The sequence below is a fragment of the Pseudomonas sp. MOIL14HWK12:I1 genome (assembly GCF_000510705.1).
GTDB classification, from domain to species: domain Bacteria; phylum Pseudomonadota; class Gammaproteobacteria; order Pseudomonadales; family Pseudomonadaceae; genus Chryseomonas; species Chryseomonas oryzihabitans.
The window spans coordinates 464,360-481,094 of record NZ_KI783307.1 but is presented as its reverse complement, the minus strand read 5'-3'; the positions used below and the strand labels follow the sequence as shown (position 1 = coordinate 481,094).

General features: G+C 65.3%; 21 protein-coding genes. 1 reads left to right on the top strand and 20 read right to left on the bottom strand.

The features are described 5' to 3' along the window. The first annotated feature begins 46 nt into the window (after positions 1-46). The gene (sodC, locus tag PSEK12I1_RS0112220; protein ID WP_007160370.1) at positions 47-574 is read left to right on the top strand and encodes a superoxide dismutase family protein; all 528 of its coding nucleotides are present in this window, start codon (positions 47-49) and stop codon (positions 572-574) included. Here the strand turns inward: sodC and flhB are convergent. From flhB to rfbA, 20 genes are all read right to left on the bottom strand, one after another. Further along, positions 567-1,715, bottom strand: a complete 1,149-nt coding sequence (gene flhB / locus PSEK12I1_RS0112215; protein WP_007160371.1) for a flagellar biosynthesis protein FlhB — start codon at positions 1,713-1,715, stop codon at positions 567-569. The two genes, sodC and flhB, sit on opposite strands and share 8 nt — an antisense overlap. A gap of 12 nt (positions 1,716-1,727) precedes the next feature. Continuing rightward, the gene (gene fliR / locus PSEK12I1_RS0112210; protein WP_027597971.1) at positions 1,728-2,504 is read right to left on the bottom strand and encodes a flagellar biosynthetic protein FliR; all 777 of its coding nucleotides are present in this window, start codon (positions 2,502-2,504) and stop codon (positions 1,728-1,730) included. Between the two features lie 3 nt (positions 2,505-2,507). Beyond that, a complete protein-coding gene (gene fliQ, locus PSEK12I1_RS0112205; protein ID WP_027597972.1) occupies positions 2,508-2,777 on the bottom strand; it encodes a flagellar biosynthesis protein FliQ in 270 nt (89 codons plus the stop codon). 28 nt (positions 2,778-2,805) lie between these two features. Beyond that, positions 2,806-3,603, bottom strand: a complete 798-nt coding sequence (gene fliP, locus PSEK12I1_RS0112200; protein ID WP_027597973.1) for a flagellar type III secretion system pore protein FliP — start codon at positions 3,601-3,603, stop codon at positions 2,806-2,808. Beyond that, positions 3,600-4,013 (bottom strand): flagellar biosynthetic protein FliO, encoded by a 414-nt coding sequence (fliO, locus tag PSEK12I1_RS0112195; RefSeq protein WP_027597974.1) that lies wholly within the window; start codon positions 4,011-4,013, stop codon positions 3,600-3,602. Before fliO ends, fliP begins: the two co-directional genes overlap by 4 nt. A gap of 3 nt (positions 4,014-4,016) precedes the next feature. Further along, positions 4,017-4,472 carry a flagellar motor switch protein FliN gene (gene fliN, locus PSEK12I1_RS0112190; protein ID WP_007160376.1) on the bottom strand — a complete coding sequence of 152 codons (456 nt, stop codon included), beginning with the start codon at positions 4,470-4,472 and terminating at the stop codon, positions 4,017-4,019. A gap of 56 nt (positions 4,473-4,528) precedes the next feature. Continuing rightward, on the bottom strand, positions 4,529-5,500 hold the full coding sequence (gene fliM, locus PSEK12I1_RS0112185; RefSeq protein WP_007160377.1) for a flagellar motor switch protein FliM: 972 nt from the start codon (positions 5,498-5,500) through the stop codon (positions 4,529-4,531). 8 nt (positions 5,501-5,508) lie between these two features. Beyond that, a complete protein-coding gene (gene fliL, locus PSEK12I1_RS0112180; protein WP_027597975.1) occupies positions 5,509-6,030 on the bottom strand; it encodes a flagellar basal body-associated protein FliL in 522 nt (173 codons plus the stop codon). A 119-nt stretch (positions 6,031-6,149) separates the two neighbouring features. Continuing rightward, positions 6,150-7,553, bottom strand: a complete 1,404-nt coding sequence (locus PSEK12I1_RS0112175; RefSeq protein WP_027601689.1) for a flagellar hook-length control protein FliK — start codon at positions 7,551-7,553, stop codon at positions 6,150-6,152. An 88-nt stretch (positions 7,554-7,641) separates the two neighbouring features. After that, a complete protein-coding gene (locus tag PSEK12I1_RS0112170; protein WP_007160380.1) occupies positions 7,642-7,998 on the bottom strand; it encodes an Hpt domain-containing protein in 357 nt (118 codons plus the stop codon). Between the two features lie 46 nt (positions 7,999-8,044). Then, complete coding sequence (fliJ, locus tag PSEK12I1_RS0112165) at positions 8,045-8,488, bottom strand: flagellar export protein FliJ (protein WP_027597978.1); 444 nt, start codon at positions 8,486-8,488, stop codon at positions 8,045-8,047. A gap of 6 nt (positions 8,489-8,494) precedes the next feature. Continuing rightward, the gene (fliI, locus tag PSEK12I1_RS0112160) at positions 8,495-9,841 is read right to left on the bottom strand and encodes a flagellar protein export ATPase FliI (protein WP_027601688.1); all 1,347 of its coding nucleotides are present in this window, start codon (positions 9,839-9,841) and stop codon (positions 8,495-8,497) included. Further along, complete coding sequence (fliH, locus tag PSEK12I1_RS0112155; protein WP_027601687.1) at positions 9,831-10,610, bottom strand: flagellar assembly protein FliH; 780 nt, start codon at positions 10,608-10,610, stop codon at positions 9,831-9,833. Before fliH ends, fliI begins: the two co-directional genes overlap by 11 nt. 67 nt (positions 10,611-10,677) lie before the next feature. Continuing rightward, positions 10,678-11,688: a flagellar motor switch protein FliG gene (fliG, locus tag PSEK12I1_RS0112150; protein WP_007160384.1), complete on the bottom strand. Its 1,011-nt coding sequence runs from the start codon at positions 11,686-11,688 to the stop codon at positions 10,678-10,680. Further along, on the bottom strand, positions 11,675-13,483 hold the full coding sequence (fliF, locus tag PSEK12I1_RS0112145; protein WP_027601686.1) for a flagellar basal-body MS-ring/collar protein FliF: 1,809 nt from the start codon (positions 13,481-13,483) through the stop codon (positions 11,675-11,677). The genes fliG and fliF overlap by 14 nt, the downstream gene beginning before the upstream one ends. A 14-nt stretch (positions 13,484-13,497) precedes the next feature. Then, a complete protein-coding gene (gene fliE, locus PSEK12I1_RS0112140; protein ID WP_007160386.1) occupies positions 13,498-13,839 on the bottom strand; it encodes a flagellar hook-basal body complex protein FliE in 342 nt (113 codons plus the stop codon). 144 nt (positions 13,840-13,983) lie between these two features. After that, complete coding sequence (locus PSEK12I1_RS0112135) at positions 13,984-14,286, bottom strand: ComEA family DNA-binding protein (protein ID WP_027601685.1); 303 nt, start codon at positions 14,284-14,286, stop codon at positions 13,984-13,986. Between the two features lie 59 nt (positions 14,287-14,345). Continuing rightward, positions 14,346-15,260 carry a dTDP-4-dehydrorhamnose reductase gene (gene rfbD, locus PSEK12I1_RS0112130; protein WP_027601684.1) on the bottom strand — a complete coding sequence of 305 codons (915 nt, stop codon included), beginning with the start codon at positions 15,258-15,260 and terminating at the stop codon, positions 14,346-14,348. After that, entirely contained in the window at positions 15,257-15,793 is a 537-nt protein-coding gene (gene rfbC / locus PSEK12I1_RS0112125) for a dTDP-4-dehydrorhamnose 3,5-epimerase (protein ID WP_007160389.1), read from the bottom strand. The genes rfbD and rfbC overlap by 4 nt, the downstream gene beginning before the upstream one ends. Then, complete coding sequence (rfbA, locus tag PSEK12I1_RS0112120; protein WP_007160390.1) at positions 15,793-16,674, bottom strand: glucose-1-phosphate thymidylyltransferase RfbA; 882 nt, start codon at positions 16,672-16,674, stop codon at positions 15,793-15,795. Before rfbA ends, rfbC begins: the two co-directional genes overlap by 1 nt. Between the last annotated feature and the right edge of the window lie 61 nt (positions 16,675-16,735).

The following is a 16,735-nucleotide window of genomic DNA, read 5'->3' as shown; positions in this document are numbered from 1 at the left end:
TCTGTCTAGGGACCCGCGCTAGCGCGCCTATCCGAGGAACATCACCATGAAAATCTGGACCGCGACCCTGTTGGCCACCTGTCTGGTCGGCACCGCCCAGGCAGCCGAATCCCTGACGATCCCGCTGAACAAGGTCACGACCGACGGTGTGGGCGAAAGCGTCGGCAGTGTGCAGGTGACCCGCTCCAAGTACGGCCTGGTCTTCACGCCGGATCTCAAGGGCCTGGAGCCCGGCATCCATGGCTTCCACGTTCACACTAAGCCCAACTGCGGCGCGGCCGAGGTGAACGGCACCCTGACCGCGGGCGGCGCGGCGGGCGGCCATCTGGATCCGCGCAACACCGGCAAGCATAGCGCGCCCTGGTCGGACGACGGCCACCTGGGCGAATTGCCGGCGCTCTATGTGACCGCCGACGGCCAGGCCACCCAGCCGGTGCTGGCGCCCCGCCTGAAGCGCCTGGAAGAGCTCAAGGGCCATGCGTTGATGGTGCATGCCGGTGGCGACAACTACGCCGACCAGCCCAAGCCGCTGGGTGGTGGCGGCGCACGCGTCGCCTGCGGCGTCATCAAGTAGGCGCCTTCCCCTCCTCATCCCGCCGCAGATCCGGCGGGATGGGCAGATCGGACAATTTGGGCTTGCGCCCGCGTCCGGCCCGGAATTGCCTGAGCTGATAGACATAGGCCAGGACCTGGGCCACGGCCACATAGAGTCCGGCCGGAATCTCCTGATCCACCTCGGTGGAGAAATACACCGCGCGCGCCAGCCCTGGCGACTCCAGCAGCGAGACCTGGTGTTCCTGGGCGATCTCGCGGATCTTCAGCGCGGTGAAATCGCTGCCCTTGGCCACCAGCACCGGCGCCCCGCCCTTGGCCGCGTCGTACTTGAGCGCCACGGCGAAGTGGGTCGGGTTGGTGATGACCACATCGGCATTGGGCACTTCGGCCATCATCCGACGCTGGGCCATCTGCCGCTGCATCTGGCGGATCTTGCCCTTGACCTCGGGCTTGCCCTCGGCGTCCTTGTATTCGTCCTTGATCTCCTGCTTGGTCATCATCAGCTTCTTGCGGTTGCTGAAGATCTGGAAGGGCACGTCCACCGCGGCGATGATCAGCAGCCCCAGGGCCAGCAGCAGGGTGGCATGCCCCACCACCTGCATGCTGTGCAGGAGCGCCTGCTCGGTCGGCAGCTTGGCGATCTGCAACAGGGCCGTGCGCTCGCTCATCAGCACCAGCACCGATACGCCGAGGATGATGAAGAACTTGCCCAGGGCCTTGAGCAACTCCACCAGGGAATTCTTGGAAAACATCCGGGCGATGCCGGACATGGGATTCATCCGGCTCGGCTTGGGCGCCAGCATCTTGCCGGAAAAGAGGAAGCCACCCAGGGCGATGTGGCCAACGATGGCGGCGATCACCACCAAGGCGATCATCGGCAGCATCCCGATCATCGCCGCCTTGCCCGAGGCCAGCAGGAAGGTGCCCATGAAGCGTTCGTCCATGACCTCTTCGCGCCGCAGGGAGAAGTTGCTGCGCATCACCTCCAGCAGCTTGCCGCCCAGGAAGGCGCCGTACATCAGCAGGCCGCCGACCCCCGAGAGCATGACCGCCACCGTGCCGAGTTCGCGTGATCGCGGGAGCTGCCCCTCCTCCCGGGAGTCACGCTTGCGTTTCTCTGTGGGGTCTTCTGTACGGTCTTCGCCATCGGATTCAGCCATGCGGCATATCTCCTAGCGGGCTCGGGCGAGTTCGCGCAGCCATTGCAGCGCCTCGCTGGCGAGACTTTCATAGTGGGAGAGGATGTCGGCGGTGCCGAGCCAGACGATGACCATGCCCAGCACCACGATCAGCGGCATGCCGACGGAAAAGATGTTCAGCTGCGGCGCGGCGCGGGTCATGATGCCAAAGGCGATGTTGACCACCAGCAGCGCGGTGATGGCCGGCAGCACCAGCAGGATGCCGGCGCCCATGACCCAGCCCAGCCGCCCGGCGACCTGCCAGAAGTGCTCGACGCTCAGGGTATCGCCCACCGGCAGGGTAACGAAGCTTTCGGCGAGGATCTCGAACACCACCAGATGGCCGTTCATGGCCAGGAACAGCAGCGTCACCAGCATGGTGAAGAACTGGCCCATGACCGGGGCCGAGGCGCCGTTGACCGGGTCGATCATGGACGCGAAGCTCAGACCCGCCTGGGTCGAGATGATCTGCCCCGCCACCACGAAGACATGGAAGAACAGCTGCAGGCTGAACCCCATCACCGCGCCGATGAGGATCTGTTCGACGATCAGCGGCAGCGCCTGGGGACTGATGGCATCCACCTGTGGCATCGGCGGCAGGGTCGGCACCAGCACCAGGCTCAGGGCCAGGGCCAGATACATCCGCACCCGCACCGGGACCAGGGTGGTGCCGATGATCGGCATGGTCATCAGCAGCGCGGCGATGCGAAACAGCGGAAACAGGAAGCTGCCGACCCAGCCGCCGATCTGGGCGTCGCTGAGGGCGAGCATGGGCTAGCCGATCAGCCGCGGGATGTTGGCGACCGAGGTCTGGATGAATTCCATCAGTTGCCGGACCATCCAGGGCCCCAGCACGATCAGCGTCAACAGGGTGACGATCAGCCGCGGCAGAAAGCTCAGGGTCTGTTCGTTGATCTGGGTCGCCGCCTGGAAGACCGCCACGATCAGACCGACGATCAGACTCGGCACCACCAGCACCGCCACCAGCAGCGCGGTAAGCCAGAGACCCTGGCGGAACAGATCGACGGCGACTTCAGGGGTCATTTCGCTTCTCCACGCAAAGGGGGCACCGCTAGACGGTGCCGAAGCTGCTGGCCAGGGTACCCATGATCAGCGCCCAGCCATCCACCAGCACGAACAGCATCAGCTTGAACGGCAGGGAGATGATCATCGGCGACAGCATCATCATGCCCATGGCCATCAGCACGCTGGCGATCACCAGGTCGATGACCAGGAAGGGAATGAAGATCATGAAGCCGATCTGGAAGGCGGTCTTGAGTTCGGAGGTGACAAAGGCCGGCACCAGGATCGACAAGGGCGCCTGGTCGGCGCTGGGGATGTCGGTGCGCTTGGACAGCCGCATGAACAGGTCCAGGTCCGATTGCCGGGTCTGCCCCAGCATGAAGTCCTTCATCGGCACCTGCGCCCGGGCGATGGCGTCCTGGGCGCTGAGTTGTTCGTTCAGATAGGGCTGCACGGCGGTGCTGTTGATGCGGTCGAACACCGGCGCCATGATGAACAGCGAGAGAAACAGCGCCATGCCCACCAGCACCTGGTTGGACGGCGTGGTCTGCAGGCCCAGCGCCTGGCGCAGGATGGCGAAGACGATGACGATGCGGGTGAAGCTGGTCATCAGCATGACGAACGCCGGGATGAAGCTCAGCGCCGTCATGATCAGCAGGATCTGCAGGCTGACCGAATACTCCTGCTGCCCCTGGCCGTTGGTGCTCAGGGTAATGGCCGGGATCGACAGCGGATTGGCCTGCCCGGCCTGCTGCGCCAGCGCCAGGGGCGCGAACAGCAGCACGGCCAGGCCCAGCAGCCAGCCCAGGGTGCGCCCGAGGTTGGCCGGGAGACGCGAAGAGATCATGGTTTCGCCTTGGGATCGCGGCTGATGAGTTCCAGCAGGCGCTGGGCGAATTCCGGCGCCGGCGCCTCGGTCTCGCCCGGTCGCACCGGCTCGCGCAGGCTGTGCAGCGGCGTGATCCGTCCGCCGGCGACGCCGATCAGCAACTGCTCCTGGCCGACCTGAACCAGCACCAGCCGCTCGCGCGGGCCCAGGTGCTGGGTGGAGATGACCTTGATCACCTGCTGACCGCGCGGACCCTGCTGCTGCACCCGGCGCACCAGCCAGGCCAGGCCGAGAATCAGCGCGATCACCAACAGCAGACCGAGCAGCAACTGACCGACCTGCGCCCCCACATCCAGCCCCGGCGAGGTGGCTTCGGCGGCACGCGCGGTCAGGGGCAGGAGACCCAGCGGCAGGAGCAGACTCTTCATGGATCACCGCAGCTTCTTGATACGTTCCGTGGGGCTGATGACGTCGGTCAGGCGGATCCCGAACTTCTCGTTCACCACCACCACTTCACCATGGGCGATCAGCGTACCATTCACCAGCACGTCCAGCGGCTCGCCAGCCAGACGGTCGAGCTCGATGACCGAGCCCTGGTTGAGTTGCAGCAGGTTGCGGATGGAGATGTCGGTGTGGCCGACCTCCATGGAGATGGTCACCGGGATGTCCAGGATCACATCCAGGTTGGGCCCTTCCATGCCGCTCACTGCCAACCCCCCACTGCTCTGACCAAATTCTTCCACCGGCGCCTTGGGCGGCTTGGGGGCTTCGACCTGGGTACCCTGGGCCATCAGGGCGTCGATGTCGTCCTGACTGGCGTCACCGGCTTCGGCCAGGGCCGCGGCCCACTCGTCCGCCAGGGCTTGTTCTTCTGGGTTGTCTGCCATCGTCTGGGTCTCGTGCTACGCCGGGCCCGGGCCCGGACGGAAAAAACGGTTGTCGCTCAGCGGCCGCGGCTGACCGGTTCGAGAATCTGCAGGGCCAGGTTGCCCTTGCGCGCGCCCATCTTGACCTTGAAGGTGGGCATGCCATTGGCGCGCATGAGCATCTCCTCGGGCATTTCCACCGGAATCACGTCGCCGGGCTGCATGTTGAGAATATCGCGGAGTTTGAGTTGGCGCCGGACAACCGTCGCCTCCAGGGGCACGCGCACATCGAGCAGGTCCTCGCGCAAGGCCTTGACCCAGCGTTCGTCCTGATCGTCCACGTCCGACTGGAAGCCGGCGTCGAGCATCTCGCGGATCGGCTCGATCATCGAATAGGGCATGGTCACGTGCAATTCGCCGCCGCCGCCATCCAGTTCGATGTTGAAGGTGCTCACCACCACCACTTCGCTGGGGCTGACGATGTTGGCCAGGGCCGGGTTGACCTCGGAGTTCATGTACTCGAACTGGCAGTCGAGCATGGCGCCCCAGGCTTCCTTGAGATCGATGAAGCACTGGTCGAGCACCATGCGCACCACGCGCAACTCGGTGGGGGTGAATTCACGACCTTCGATCTTGGCGTGACGCCCGTCGCCGCCAAAGAAGTTGTCCACCAGCTTGAACACCAGGCGGGCGTCGAGGATGAACAGCGCGGTACCGCGCAGGGGCTTCATCTTGACCATGTTGAGGCTGGTGGGCACGTACAGCGAGTGGATGTACTCGCCGAACTTGGTGACCTGCACCCCTCCCACGGAGACGTCCGCCGAGCGGCGCAGCAGGTTGAACATGCTGACCCGGGTATAGCGGGCGAAGCGTTCGTTGATCATCTCCAGGGTCGGCATGCGTCCGCGGACGATGCGATCCTGGCTGGTGAGGTCATAGCCCTTGATGGTGCCCGGCTCGGCATCGGTCTCGGTCTCGACGATGCCATCGTCGACCCCGTGCAGCAGGGCATCGATTTCATCCTGAGAGAGCAGATCTTGCACGGCCATGGCGTTACCTATTGCAGGACGAGATTGGTGAACAATACCTGTTCGATGGCAGTCTGGCCGGTCAGTTTCTTCGCCAGTTCCTGAACCTTGCTGGTGGCCTGCTGGCGCAGCATCTCCTTGCCCACCGGCGTCAGCAGGCTATTGAAGTCCTGCCCGGAAAACAGCATCACCAGCTGGTTGCGGACCTGCGGCAGTTGCGCCTTGAGCGCATCCATCTGCGCCTGGTCGCGCCCCATCAGGGTCACCGTGACCTGCATGTAGCGCTGACGACCGTCGGCGTTGTAGTTGACCACGAAGGCCGGCACCAGCGCCTGGTAGACCGCGGCCAGATGCACCGGTGCCGCCGGAGCGGCCGGCGCGGCGTGCTCGGGCTCGGCGCTCTTCTTGCCGAGCAGGAACCAGGTCGCACCCACCGAGGCGCCGATGACCAGCAGCAGGGCCACGACGATGATGATGATGAGTTTGAGCTTGCCCTTGCCCTTGCCTTCCGCGGCTGCGCCCTCTGCCGCGGGCGCCTGCTTCTTCGCCATAAGTGTTCGACCGAATCCTGTGCGGCTCGTCACCCCTGTTGGGTGACGCAGCTAACCTATTGATACGAAGGGGATATAGCAGGTGCGGCCCAGGCTGTCACCTGGGAGGCGTTGGCCTGTCAGGCGTAGTAGTCGACCAGACTGCGCGCGGCGAGGGTCGCCGAGCCGCGGGTTTCGGCGACGTTCGCCACCGCTTCGTCCGCGCCATCCCCTGCGACACCCCCGCGGCCCCGGCGCGAGCCCTCGTGCTGAGCGCCCTGCTGGGACTGCTGCCAGGCCTGGCCGGACGACTGATCGGAGACGTTGACGTTGGCCAGGTTCATGCCCTGCTGGGCGAAGAGCTCCCGCAGACGCTGGCTGCCGTTGTCCAGCGCCTCGCGCACGTCGGCGTGGGGACTGGCGAAGGTGACCTGGGTCTGGTCCTGGGTCATGTCGATGCGCACCTCCAGTTTGCCCAGTTGCGCCGGCTCCATCTGGATGTCGGCGGTCTTGAGGTTCTGGCTGGACATCCACATGACCTTGTCGACCACCGCCTCGCTGAAGTTGCCGGCCTGGGGATTGAGCGGCTGGCCCGGTACGGCAGCGGTGACCGGACGAGCGGTCTGCGCCGGACTGCTGAGCGCCTGCGACAGGGCGGTGAGCTTGTCGGCGAAGGCATCGGTCTTGCTCGGGGCCGCCGCGTCCTGACCATCGCCCTTGTCCAGGGTCGCGGCCAGGGCCGCACTGGCTGCCTGATCCGCCGCCTGGGCGGGCGTGCCATCCGCCGGCAACAGCCCTTGCAGCTGGGTGGCCGCCAGGTTGTTGGCGTTGCTGGTGAGCTTGGGGGCGTCACCCTGGGCCTGGGGCACCTGGCCCAGCAGCTGTGCCAGACCATCGTCGGTCGTCTGCTGCTCGCCGGGCTTGGCCGGGGTGGCCGTGGCGCCCGCGCCGATACCCGGGGTGGTCGTCTGGGCTACGGTTGCCACGGCAGCGCCCAGCAGCGCCGCCGGATCCAGGGCCTGGGCAGTGGCGGTGGCTGCGGCGTCCGCGGCCGTCCCGGTGGGCAGCTGAGGCGTTGCCACAGGCGTGGCTACCGGCTGTGGGAACTGGCCGGTCATGCCGAACATGAACAGCGGATCCAGAACCGCGTCCACCGGCGCCTTGGCGTCTTCGCCCTGGGCCACCGGCAAGGTCTTGCCGCTGTCGTCGGCGGTGGTTGCCGACGGCGCGTCGCTCTTGGCGGTGCTGTCGGCCTCGGGCTTGGCGTCCGCCGTGCGGTCGTCATCGCCCGCGCGTTTCACCCGGTCATCCCCATCACGGGCACGCCCGGATTCGCTCTTGCGCGCCTGGCTGGGGGCCTTGCTGTCGCTGGTGTCACGCGGCTTTTCGCTGCGCACCGGCTCACGCGGCTGCTCCTGGGCAAAGACATCGGCGAAGCGCTCCTGCGCGGCCGGGCGATCCTGGGAAGGGGTCTTGGCCGCCGCCCGGCCGGTGCTGGCTGGCGAGGTGGCGGTGTTCAGAAGGAAATCGGGCACGACGGCCATGGAGGACTCCGAAGGACGGGTTTTCGGACGGGTTTTCGGATCACTAGCAAGTTGCGCGCCAGCCCTAAACGCCAGCGCTTTGACGAGGTCAGCCCGCGTAGCGCTGCCGCTCGACCTTGAACAGGATGCGGACGATGGCGAATTCGCGCTCCATGGCGGATACCCCCATGGCCAGCTCGGCGGTGGTCGCCCGACGCCGCGCGCCCTCCTCCACGGCTCGGCACAGCTCCGCCAGCGGTGCGGCCCCCATGTTGCCGGCACTGCCCTTGAAGCTGTGCGCCAGCTGGCGGACCTGTTCGGCATCGCCGCCGATCACGCTGCGCTTGAGTTCGGCGATACGTTCTTCGCAATCCACCAGAAAGGTTTCGATGAGGTCGACGTACTCCTCCTCCATGCAGTCGCGCAGGGCGGCGAGCGTTTCCGGATCGAGGTGGGAGGAAAACATCGGCATTCTCACTGGCTAAGACAAGGGACGAGGGGCAAGGCCCGGCCTAGATATAGGTCGAGCGCGCCCGCTGGGCGTATTCGTCCATCTGTTTCTGTTCGCGCTTGTCCTCGACCAGGCGCTGCTCCTGGCGATAGCGCTCGACCAGCTTGCGCAGGCCTTCGAGGCGCGCATAGTGCTCCTGCCACTGGGTGCGGGCCTTGGCCACCACATCGCGGTGCCACTGGGCGTTGCGCTCCTGCTGGCCGATCGCCTCTTCCAGCTGGCTGAGAAAGCGCTGATAGCCGATCAGCCACTGGCCGGTGACGCCGCGGCTACCATTGGCCACCAGGCGCTGCTGGTAATCCTCGCGATAGCGCTGCAATTCGCCGAGCTTGAACTCGGCCTGGGCCAGTTGCTGCTGGCACTGCCCCAGGCGCTGGGCCGCGTCACGCTCGTCGCGCTCGCTCATCTCCACCACGGGGCCCAGACGTTCGGCTCTGCCTTTCATGATCTATCAGCCTCCCAACACAGCTTGGAGATTGGCGGCACTCTGTTCCAGCGATTCGCTCTCGCGCAGCCCCTGGCGCAGGAAGTGCTGCATGGGGGCGTAGCGAGCGATCGCCAGATCGGTTTCGGCATTTCCGCCGGGCACATAGGCACCGACGCTGAGCAGGTCCTTGGCCTGCTGATAGAGCGACCAGAGCTGCTTGACGCGCTGGGCGTTGCGCAGGTGCTCCGGGCTGACCACCTGGGGCATGACCCGGCTGATGGACGCCTCGATGTCGATCGCCGGATAGTGGCCTTCCTCGGCCAGGCGCCGCGACAGCACGAAGTGGCCATCCAGCACGCCCCGCGCCGAGTCGGCGATGGGATCCTGCTGATCGTCGCCTTCCGAGAGCACAGTATAAAACGCCGTGATCGAACCCCCACCTTTTTCTGCATTGCCGGCCCGCTCCACCAGCCGCGGCAGCTTGGCGAACACCGACGGCGGATAGCCCTTGGTCGCCGGCGGCTCGCCGATGGCCAGGGCGATCTCCCGCTGCGCCTGGGCATAGCGGGTCAGGGAATCCATCAGCAGGAGCACGTTCTTGCCCTTGTCGCGAAAGTATTCGGCGATGCGGGTGCAGTACATGGCCGCACGCAGGCGCAGCAGGGGCGCATCGTCCGCCGGCGAGGCCACGACCACCGCCCGCTTGATGCCCTCCTCGCCCAGGATGTGCTCGATGAATTCCTTCACCTCGCGGCCCCGTTCGCCGATCAGCCCGACCACGATGATCTCGGCCTTGGTCAGCCGGGTCATCATGCCGAGCAGCACGCTCTTACCCACGCCGGTACCGGCGAACAGGCCGAGACGCTGGCCGCGACCCACCGTCAACAAACCGTTGATGCTACGGATGCCGACGTCCAGGGGCTCGCTGATGGGCTCGCGCTTGAGCGGGTTGATGGTGGGGCCGTCCATCGGCACCCAGTCTTCGGCACGCATGCGGCCCTTGCCGTCCAGGGCATTGCCCAGGCCATCCAGCACGCGACCGAGCATGGACATGCCCATGGGCAGACGGCCGGTATCCGGCACCGGCACCACCCGGGCGCCGGGCGCGATACCGGCGAGGCTGCCCACCGGCATGAGAAAGGTCTTGTTGCCGTTGAAGCCCATCACCTCGGCCTCGACTTCCACCGGCTGGTAGCCACCGCCATTGATCAGCCGGCAGCGGCTGCCGACGGCGGCACGCAGGCCCTCGGCTTCCAGGGTCAGGCCGACCATGCGCAGCAGGCGGCCCTCGATCACCGGCTGCTGTTCGACCCGGATGGCTTCATCGTAACCGCCGAGGCGGCGTTCGAAACTCAGACGCTCAAGACGCATGGGGGGCATCCTCGATGTCGATGTGCAGATCGGCTTCCTGGGGCTGGGTCGCCTGGTGACGCTGCTGTTCGGCCAGCTGCGTCAGTGCCTGGGTCAGACGGGTCTCGATGCTGGCATCGATGACGCTGCTCTCGGTCTCGATCCGGCAGCCGCCAGGCATCAGGGTCTCGTCCTCGAGGATGCGCCATTTCTCCTCGTGGCGGTCACGCAGGGCCTTCATCAGCTCGAAGTCCTGGGGGCTGACCTGGATGCGGATGTTCTCGGCCCCCATGGGCAGCAGCTTCAGCGCCGTGCGCACCACCTGACCCAGTTGACTGGAGTCTAGCGCGAGTTCGCGCTGGATGACTTCGCGGGTGATGTGCCGGACCAGCTGCACCATCCCGGCTTCCAGGGCCTGGTCCTGTTCGCCGATGGGATCGAGCAGATGGCTCATCAGGGTTTCCAGGCTGGCCAGCCGGGCGGCCAGCGCCGCCTCGGCTTCCTGGCGCGCCTTGAGCTGACCGGCGTGGTAGCCGTCGCGCTCGCCGGTGACGAAGCCTTCGTTGTAGGCCTCCTGGCGGATCGCCTCCAGCTCTTCGAGGGTGATCGGCTGGACCTCTTCGACCGGCACCTCTTCGATCTGCGGCTCCGGCTGGGGCTCGGGCTCTGCCGCCGCGGGCGCAGGGATCTCCTCGGGCTCGTCGAAACTGTCGAAGGCCGGCAGTCGCCAGACATCGAAGGCTTCCAGATCCCGCGCCCTGATCAGTTCGCTCGCCGCTTCTTTGCTCATTACCTGTCCGTCAGAAAACCGCTACTGAGCAGACATTAGCAAAGCACAGGCCAACCCCGGCAAGCCGTCAGACCATTTCCTCGCCACCCTTGCCGCCCAGAACGATCTCGCCGGCATCGGCCATGCGACGAGCGACGGCGAGGACCTCCTTCTGCGCGCCCTCCACCTCGGACAGTCGCACCGGGCCCTTGGCTTCCAGGTCGTCGCGCAGCAGCTCGGCCGCGCGCTTGGACATGTTGCGGAAGAACTTCTCCTTGATGCCGTCGTCGGCGCCCTTGAGCGCCAGCACCAGCACATCGGAAGACACCTCGCGCAGGAGCGCCTGGATGCCGCGGTCGTCGACGTCGGCCAGGTTGTCGAAGACGAACATCAGGTCCTCGATCTGCCCCGACAGATCCTGGTCCGCGTCGCGGATCGCATCCATCAGCGGGCCTTCGACCGAGCTGTCCAGGTAGTTCATGATGTCGGCGGCGCGCTTCACGCCGCCCAGGGCGGTACGGGTGGTGCTGGCGCTGCCGGAGAACTGCTTCTCCAGGATCAGGTTCAGCTCCTTGAGCGCCGCCGGTTGCACGGTGTTCAGCGAGGAAACGCGCAGGACGATGTCCAGGCGCACCTTGTGATCGAAGTGACCGAGCACCTCGGCCGCCTGGTCCGGGTCAAGATAGGCCACCACGATGGCCTGGATCTGCGGGTGTTCGTAGCGTATCACGTCCGCCACCGCCCGCGGCTCCATCCACTTCAGGCTGTCCAGGCCGCTGGTGTTGCCGCCCAGCAGGATGCGGTCGATCAGGCCGCTGGCCTTGTCCTCGCCAAGGGCCTGGGTGAGCATCTTGCGGATGTAGCCGTCGGCGCCCACGCCCAGGCTGGTCTGGTCGCCCACCACCTCGATGAAGTCGCCCAGTACCCGCTCGACCTGCTCGCGGTTGACGTTGCGCATCTGCGCCATGGCGGTACCGACCTTCTGTACCTCCTTGGGTCCCATGTGGCGCAGGATCTGCGCGGCATCGGCCTCACCCAGCGACAGGAGGAAGATCGCGGCCTTCTCGACCTTGGAAAGTTGCGCGTCATTCGTCGCCATTGATCCAATCCTTCACTACCTGGGCGACACGGCCCGGATCATCGTTGACCAGCTGCTTGATGGCGGTCAGTTGAGCGTCATAACCCTCGCTGGGGCTGGGCAGCAACAGCGGCGCAGGCCCGGCCAGGCTCACCTTGTCGTCGGCCAGATCGTCCGACAGCCCATCCAGACCGCCGGCACCCAGGGCACCGGCACCACCGGCAGCGGCCAGGGCAGCGGCGTCCTTGGTGTTGCCGCCGGACAGGTTCTTCAGCACCGGACGCAGCACCCCAAAGACTAGCACCAGGATGAAGAGGACGCCGAGGGCCTGCTTGACCACACCCCAGAACCAGGGCTGCTGGTAGAAGGGAATGCTCTCGATCTCTTCCTGCTGCACCGGGGCGAAGGGCGCATTGATCACGCTCACGCTGTCGCCACGGCTGGCGTCGAAGCCCACGGCATCCTGCACCAGACGGGTGAAGCGAGCCAGGTCTTCGGTGGTCCAGGGCTGGTGGCTGACCTTGCCGGCGGCATCGACCTTGACCTGGTCGTCCAGTACCACGGCGACGGAAAGCCGACGCAGACGACCCTGCTGCTGACGGGTGTAGCTGATGCTGCGGTCCAGTTCGTAGTTGCGGGTGTTCTGCTCACGCTTGTCGGTCGGGTACGGCAGGGTCGCCGGCAGGCTGGTCTTGCTGTCGTAGATGAACTGGTCATTGGCGTCGCGCAGCGGCTGGCCGGGAGCGATGTAGTTCGCACCGCCACCCTGGGCACCGGCCTTTTCCGGGGTCGAGGACGGACCGGGCGGCTGGTTGGACAGGGCCCCCGGCACGCCCTGGGCGCCGCCGCCGGAAGTCTGACGCTGTTCGCTGTTCTGTTGCTCGCTGCGCAACGCCGGCTGATCCGGGTTGAACTGCTCGGAGGTCGACTCCACGGCATTGAAGTCCACGTCGGCGGCCACCTCGGCCTTGAAGCGGCCATTGCCCACCACCGGCTGCATGATGTTCTGCACGCGCTGGGTCAGGGAGCCTTCCATCTTGCGGGTGTAGTCCAGTTGCTTGCCGGCGATCGACAGCTCGGAAAGATTCTGCTGGTCGGACAGCAGCTGGCCCTTCTGGTCGACGATGGTGACCTGGGACTTGTCCAGTTCCGGCACGCTGGTGGCGACCAGGTTGATGATGGCCATGACCTGACCGGCATCCAGGGTACGGCCAGGGTACATCTCTACCAGTACCGAGGCGCTCGGCTTGCGCTCGTCACGAACGAACACCGAACTCTTCGGGATCGCCAGGTGCACCCGGGCGCCCTTGATGTTGTTGAGGCTGGAAATGGTCCGGGCCAGTTCGCCTTCCAGGCTGCGACGGTAGTTGGCCGCCTCCATGAACTGGCTGGTGCCCAGCGGCTGCTCCTTGTCCAGCAGCTCGAAGCCGACGTTGCCATCGGAGGCGGTGATGCCGGCCGCGGCCATCTTCATGCGCGCCCGGCCGAGGTCATCGGACTTGACCAGCAGGGCACCGGAATTCGGATCGACCTTGTAGCCGATGTCGGCCGCGCCCAGGGCCTGCAGCACCTGGTTGGCGTCGAGACCGTTCATGCTGGTGTACAGCGGCCGATAGTCCGGCTGCTGGGTCCAGAGCACCACGGCGAAACCCAGGGCGACGCTGGCGGCCAGGCCGATCAGCAGCCCCATCTGCCGCAGCAGCGGCATGTCGGACAGGTTGTCGAGAAAGCTGAGACCCAGCAGCGACTTCTTGGGCTTGTCTTCAGCCGCAGGTTGGGTCGTCGGGACGGGTGCGTTGGTAAGAGCGTCAGCCATTTTCTAGACCGTCCTCAAATCGACATTTGCATGATGTCTTGGTACGCCTGCACGAACTTGTTGCGTACCTGGGTCAAGGCCTGCACGGAGACGCTGGCCTTCTGCGAAGCGATCATGACTTGAGTGAGGTCGACGCCGCCCTGACCCAGCTCGAAGGCCTTGGCCAGCTCGCCGGCGGTCTGCTGGGTTTCGTTGACGGAGCCCACGGCCTTGCTGAGCATGTCGGCGAAGCTCGGACCCTGGACCTGTTCCGCGCCGGCAGCCGGAGCTACGACGGCTTTCGACCGGGCCATGGCTTCGGTCTGCATGGAACGCATTTCCAGCATCAACCGATTGAACTCGACACCTTGAACCATTTGCTCTGCTCCTCTGGCACGGGAAATTGACGCCGTACCCACTCGTGTCAGAGATAGAGCAATGCCTGTGCCAGATCCTAAAAATCCAGCGAAAACAATGGCTTGGTAAAAAGGTGCCGAGAACCGACTAAAGTTTGCCGAAAATCAGTCGACGCTGAGGCGGTCGCGGTTGCGCTGCAGCAGGGCCTTGCCGATCCCCTTGACCTCGAGCAACTCGTCCACCGAGGCAAAGGCGCCATGGGCTTGGCGATGGTCGACGATCGCCTGGGCCTTGACGGCCCCTATCCCCCGCAGCCCTTGCAGCGCGGTGGCGTCGGCGACATTGATGTTCAGGGGCACCAGGTTGGCCGTGGAGGCTGGCTTGATTGCAGCCCCTGGGCCGGACTCGCAGGCATTGGCCCAGGAGCCGAACAGGGCCAGCAACGTCACTATCCAGATGAATCTCATAGAGGAACCTCCGTGTTCCGCTGTTTGATTCGCAGAGCTTAACGCAAAGGCTCAGGCGGTCAACTCACCAGCGAGCCCGCCTGGGCACGCTCGGTCCGCAGCGCCAGCAAGGTCTGGCGAACGCCCTGGCGCCAGTCGCTGGGCGGGATGCCGAAGCGCTGCTCCAGCGCGCTGGAATCCAGCATGGAATAGGCCGGACGCTTGGCGAGGGTCGGAAATTCGGAGGTGGCGATGCCGGTGATGAGCGGCGCCCGCTCCAGCATGCCCAGCTCCTGGCCGGCGTCGATGATGTAGCGCGCGAAGTCGCACCAGCTCAGGCCGCTGTCACCGCCGAAGTGATAGAGGCCGTAGGCCGTCTGCTCAGGCTGAGCATGAGCCTGGGCGGCGACCTGCAGCAGGGCGTCGGCGATATGGCCAGCGTAGGTCGGGCAACCCACCTGATCACTCACCACCCGCAGTTCGTCGCGATCGGCAGCGAGCCGCAGCATGGTCTTGAGGAAGTTGTTGCAGTGTTCGCTGAACACCCAGGCGGTTCTCAGCACCACCGAGCGCGGGCAGGCGGAGAGCACGCGATTCTCCCCTTCCAGCTTGGTCATGCCGTAGACCCCGGACGGGCTGACCGGATCCTCGACCTGATAGGGTTCGGTGGCGGTGCCGTCGAACACGTAGTCGGTGGACAGGTGCAGCAGCGCGATGCCGGCGGCGCCGCAGGCCTGGGCAAGCACCGCAGGGCCTTCGATATTGCCGCGGGCGGCGATCTCCGGCTCCTGCTCGGCCTTGTCGACCGCCGTGTAGGCGGCCGCGTTGATCACGACGTCGGGAGCGAATCGCTCGAGATGGCTGGTTACCGAGCCTTCGTCAGCGATATCCAGAGTGGCACGTCCATGGGCCTCCCATGCCAGTTCTGAACGCTGAAGACGATCGGTCAGACAACGTCCGACCTGACCGTTCGCTCCGGTAACCAGTATCTTCATCTATACAGCTCCGCCAATCGAAGGCCTTGTGCATCTTTGGCGGACAGGATGGGATCCGTAACCCGCCAGTCGATATTCAGATCCGGATCATTCCAGATCAAAGACCCTTCATCAGAGGGATCGTAATAATCTGTGCACTTGTATTCAAAATCAGCGGTTTCCGACAGCACCACGAAGCCGTGGGCCAGACCCGGCGGTATCCAGAGCTGACGTTTGTTGTCTTCCGAGAGGATCTCGGCGACCACGTTGCCGAAGGTGGGCGAACCGCGACGGATGTCGACGGCCACGTCCAGCACCTCGCCACGCACGACACGCACCAGCTTGCCTTGCGGCTTGCTGCGCTGGAAGTGCAGGCCACGCAGCACGTTGCGGGCGGAACGCGAATGGTTGTCCTGCACGAACGCCAGGGTGATCCCCGCCTGCTCGGCATAGCGCTCCGCCTGGAAGGATTCCAGGAAGAAGCCGCGGTCGTCACCGAAGACCTTGGGTTCGATCAGCTTGACGTCCGGGATCGCGGTTTCGAAGACCTGCATCAGTCCTGCTCCTTGCACAGACGCGCCAGGTACTGGCCATAACCGGTCTTGCTCAGGGCTTCGGCCTGCAGCGCCATCTGCTCGCAGGTGATCCAGCCTTTCTGGAAGGCGATCTCTTCGAGGCAGGCGACCTTCAGCCCCTGACGCTTCTCGATGGTCTGGACGAAGTGGCCGGCTTCCAGCAGGGCGTCGTGGGTACCGGTATCCAGCCAGGCGAAACCACGGCCCAGCAGGGAGACGTTCAGCGAGCCACGGCGCAGGTACTCGTTGTTGACGTCGGTGATTTCCAGCTCGCCGCGGGGCGACGGCTTGATGTTGGCGGCGATATCCAGCACGTCGTTGTCGTAGAAGTACAGACCGGTGACGGCGTAGTTGGACTTCGGCTTCTTGGGCTTCTCTTCGATGCTCAGGGCCTTGCCCTGCTCGTCGAACTCGACCACACCGAAACGCTCGGGGTCGGCGACGTAGTAGCCGAACACGGTGGCGCCCTTCTCCACGCTCGCCGCCTTGAGCAGCGTCTCGCTGAAGCGCTGGCCATAGAAGATGTTGTCGCCGAGGACCAGGCAGACGTTGTCATCGCCGACGAATTCGCGACCGATGATGAAGGCCTGGGCCAGGCCGTCCGGGCTGGGCTGCTCGGCATAGCTCAGCTGCATGCCGAAGTGGCTGCCGTCGCCGAGCATGCGCTGGAAGCCGGGCAGGTCGGCAGGCGTCGAGATGATCAGCACTTCCTGGATACCGGCCAGCATCAGCACGGACAACGGATAGTAGATCATGGGTTTGTCGTAGATCGGCAGCGACTGCTTGGACACGCCCAGGGTAATGGGGTGCAAACGGGTACCGGAGCCACCGGCCAGCAGAATTCCCTTGTATTTGCTCATGGCAATCGTCCTCTGAAAATTGACTGTTGCTGTCGGTCGGACACGCCCAAGGGCGTGTCCG

Coding starts and splice junctions, on each gene's coding strand:
- rfbA (WP_007160390.1), bottom strand. CDS start 16,674: ATGAGCAAATACAAGGGAATTCTGCTGGCCGGTGGCTCCGGTACCCGT.
- PSEK12I1_RS0112170 (WP_007160380.1), bottom strand. CDS start 7,998: ATGTTTTCCTCCCACCTCGATCCGGAAACGCTCGCCGCCCTGCGCGAC.
- fliM (WP_007160377.1), bottom strand. CDS start 5,500: ATGGCCGTGCAAGATCTGCTCTCTCAGGATGAAATCGATGCCCTGCTG.
- fliN (WP_007160376.1), bottom strand. CDS start 4,472: ATGGCAGACAACCCAGAAGAACAAGCCCTGGCGGACGAGTGGGCCGCG.
- fliQ (WP_027597972.1), bottom strand. CDS start 2,777: ATGACCCCTGAAGTCGCCGTCGATCTGTTCCGCCAGGGTCTCTGGCTT.
- fliI (WP_027601688.1), bottom strand. CDS start 9,841: ATGCGTCTTGAGCGTCTGAGTTTCGAACGCCGCCTCGGCGGTTACGAT.
- fliO (WP_027597974.1), bottom strand. CDS start 4,013: ATGAAGAGTCTGCTCCTGCCGCTGGGTCTCCTGCCCCTGACCGCGCGT.
- fliJ (WP_027597978.1), bottom strand. CDS start 8,488: ATGAAAGGCAGAGCCGAACGTCTGGGCCCCGTGGTGGAGATGAGCGAG.
- fliG (WP_007160384.1), bottom strand. CDS start 11,688: ATGGCGACGAATGACGCGCAACTTTCCAAGGTCGAGAAGGCCGCGATC.
- fliH (WP_027601687.1), bottom strand. CDS start 10,610: ATGAGCAAAGAAGCGGCGAGCGAACTGATCAGGGCGCGGGATCTGGAA.
- fliE (WP_007160386.1), bottom strand. CDS start 13,839: ATGGTTCAAGGTGTCGAGTTCAATCGGTTGATGCTGGAAATGCGTTCC.
- flhB (WP_007160371.1), bottom strand. CDS start 1,715: ATGGCTGAATCCGATGGCGAAGACCGTACAGAAGACCCCACAGAGAAA.
- sodC (WP_007160370.1), top strand. CDS start 47: ATGAAAATCTGGACCGCGACCCTGTTGGCCACCTGTCTGGTCGGCACC.
- fliR (WP_027597971.1), bottom strand. CDS start 2,504: ATGCTCGCCCTCAGCGACGCCCAGATCGGCGGCTGGGTCGGCAGCTTC.
- PSEK12I1_RS0112135 (WP_027601685.1), bottom strand. CDS start 14,286: ATGAGATTCATCTGGATAGTGACGTTGCTGGCCCTGTTCGGCTCCTGG.
- rfbC (WP_007160389.1), bottom strand. CDS start 15,793: ATGCAGGTCTTCGAAACCGCGATCCCGGACGTCAAGCTGATCGAACCC.
- fliL (WP_027597975.1), bottom strand. CDS start 6,030: ATGGCGAAGAAGCAGGCGCCCGCGGCAGAGGGCGCAGCCGCGGAAGGC.
- fliF (WP_027601686.1), bottom strand. CDS start 13,483: ATGGCTGACGCTCTTACCAACGCACCCGTCCCGACGACCCAACCTGCG.
- rfbD (WP_027601684.1), bottom strand. CDS start 15,260: ATGAAGATACTGGTTACCGGAGCGAACGGTCAGGTCGGACGTTGTCTG.
- PSEK12I1_RS0112175 (WP_027601689.1), bottom strand. CDS start 7,553: ATGGCCGTCGTGCCCGATTTCCTTCTGAACACCGCCACCTCGCCAGCC.
- fliP (WP_027597973.1), bottom strand. CDS start 3,603: ATGATCTCTTCGCGTCTCCCGGCCAACCTCGGGCGCACCCTGGGCTGG.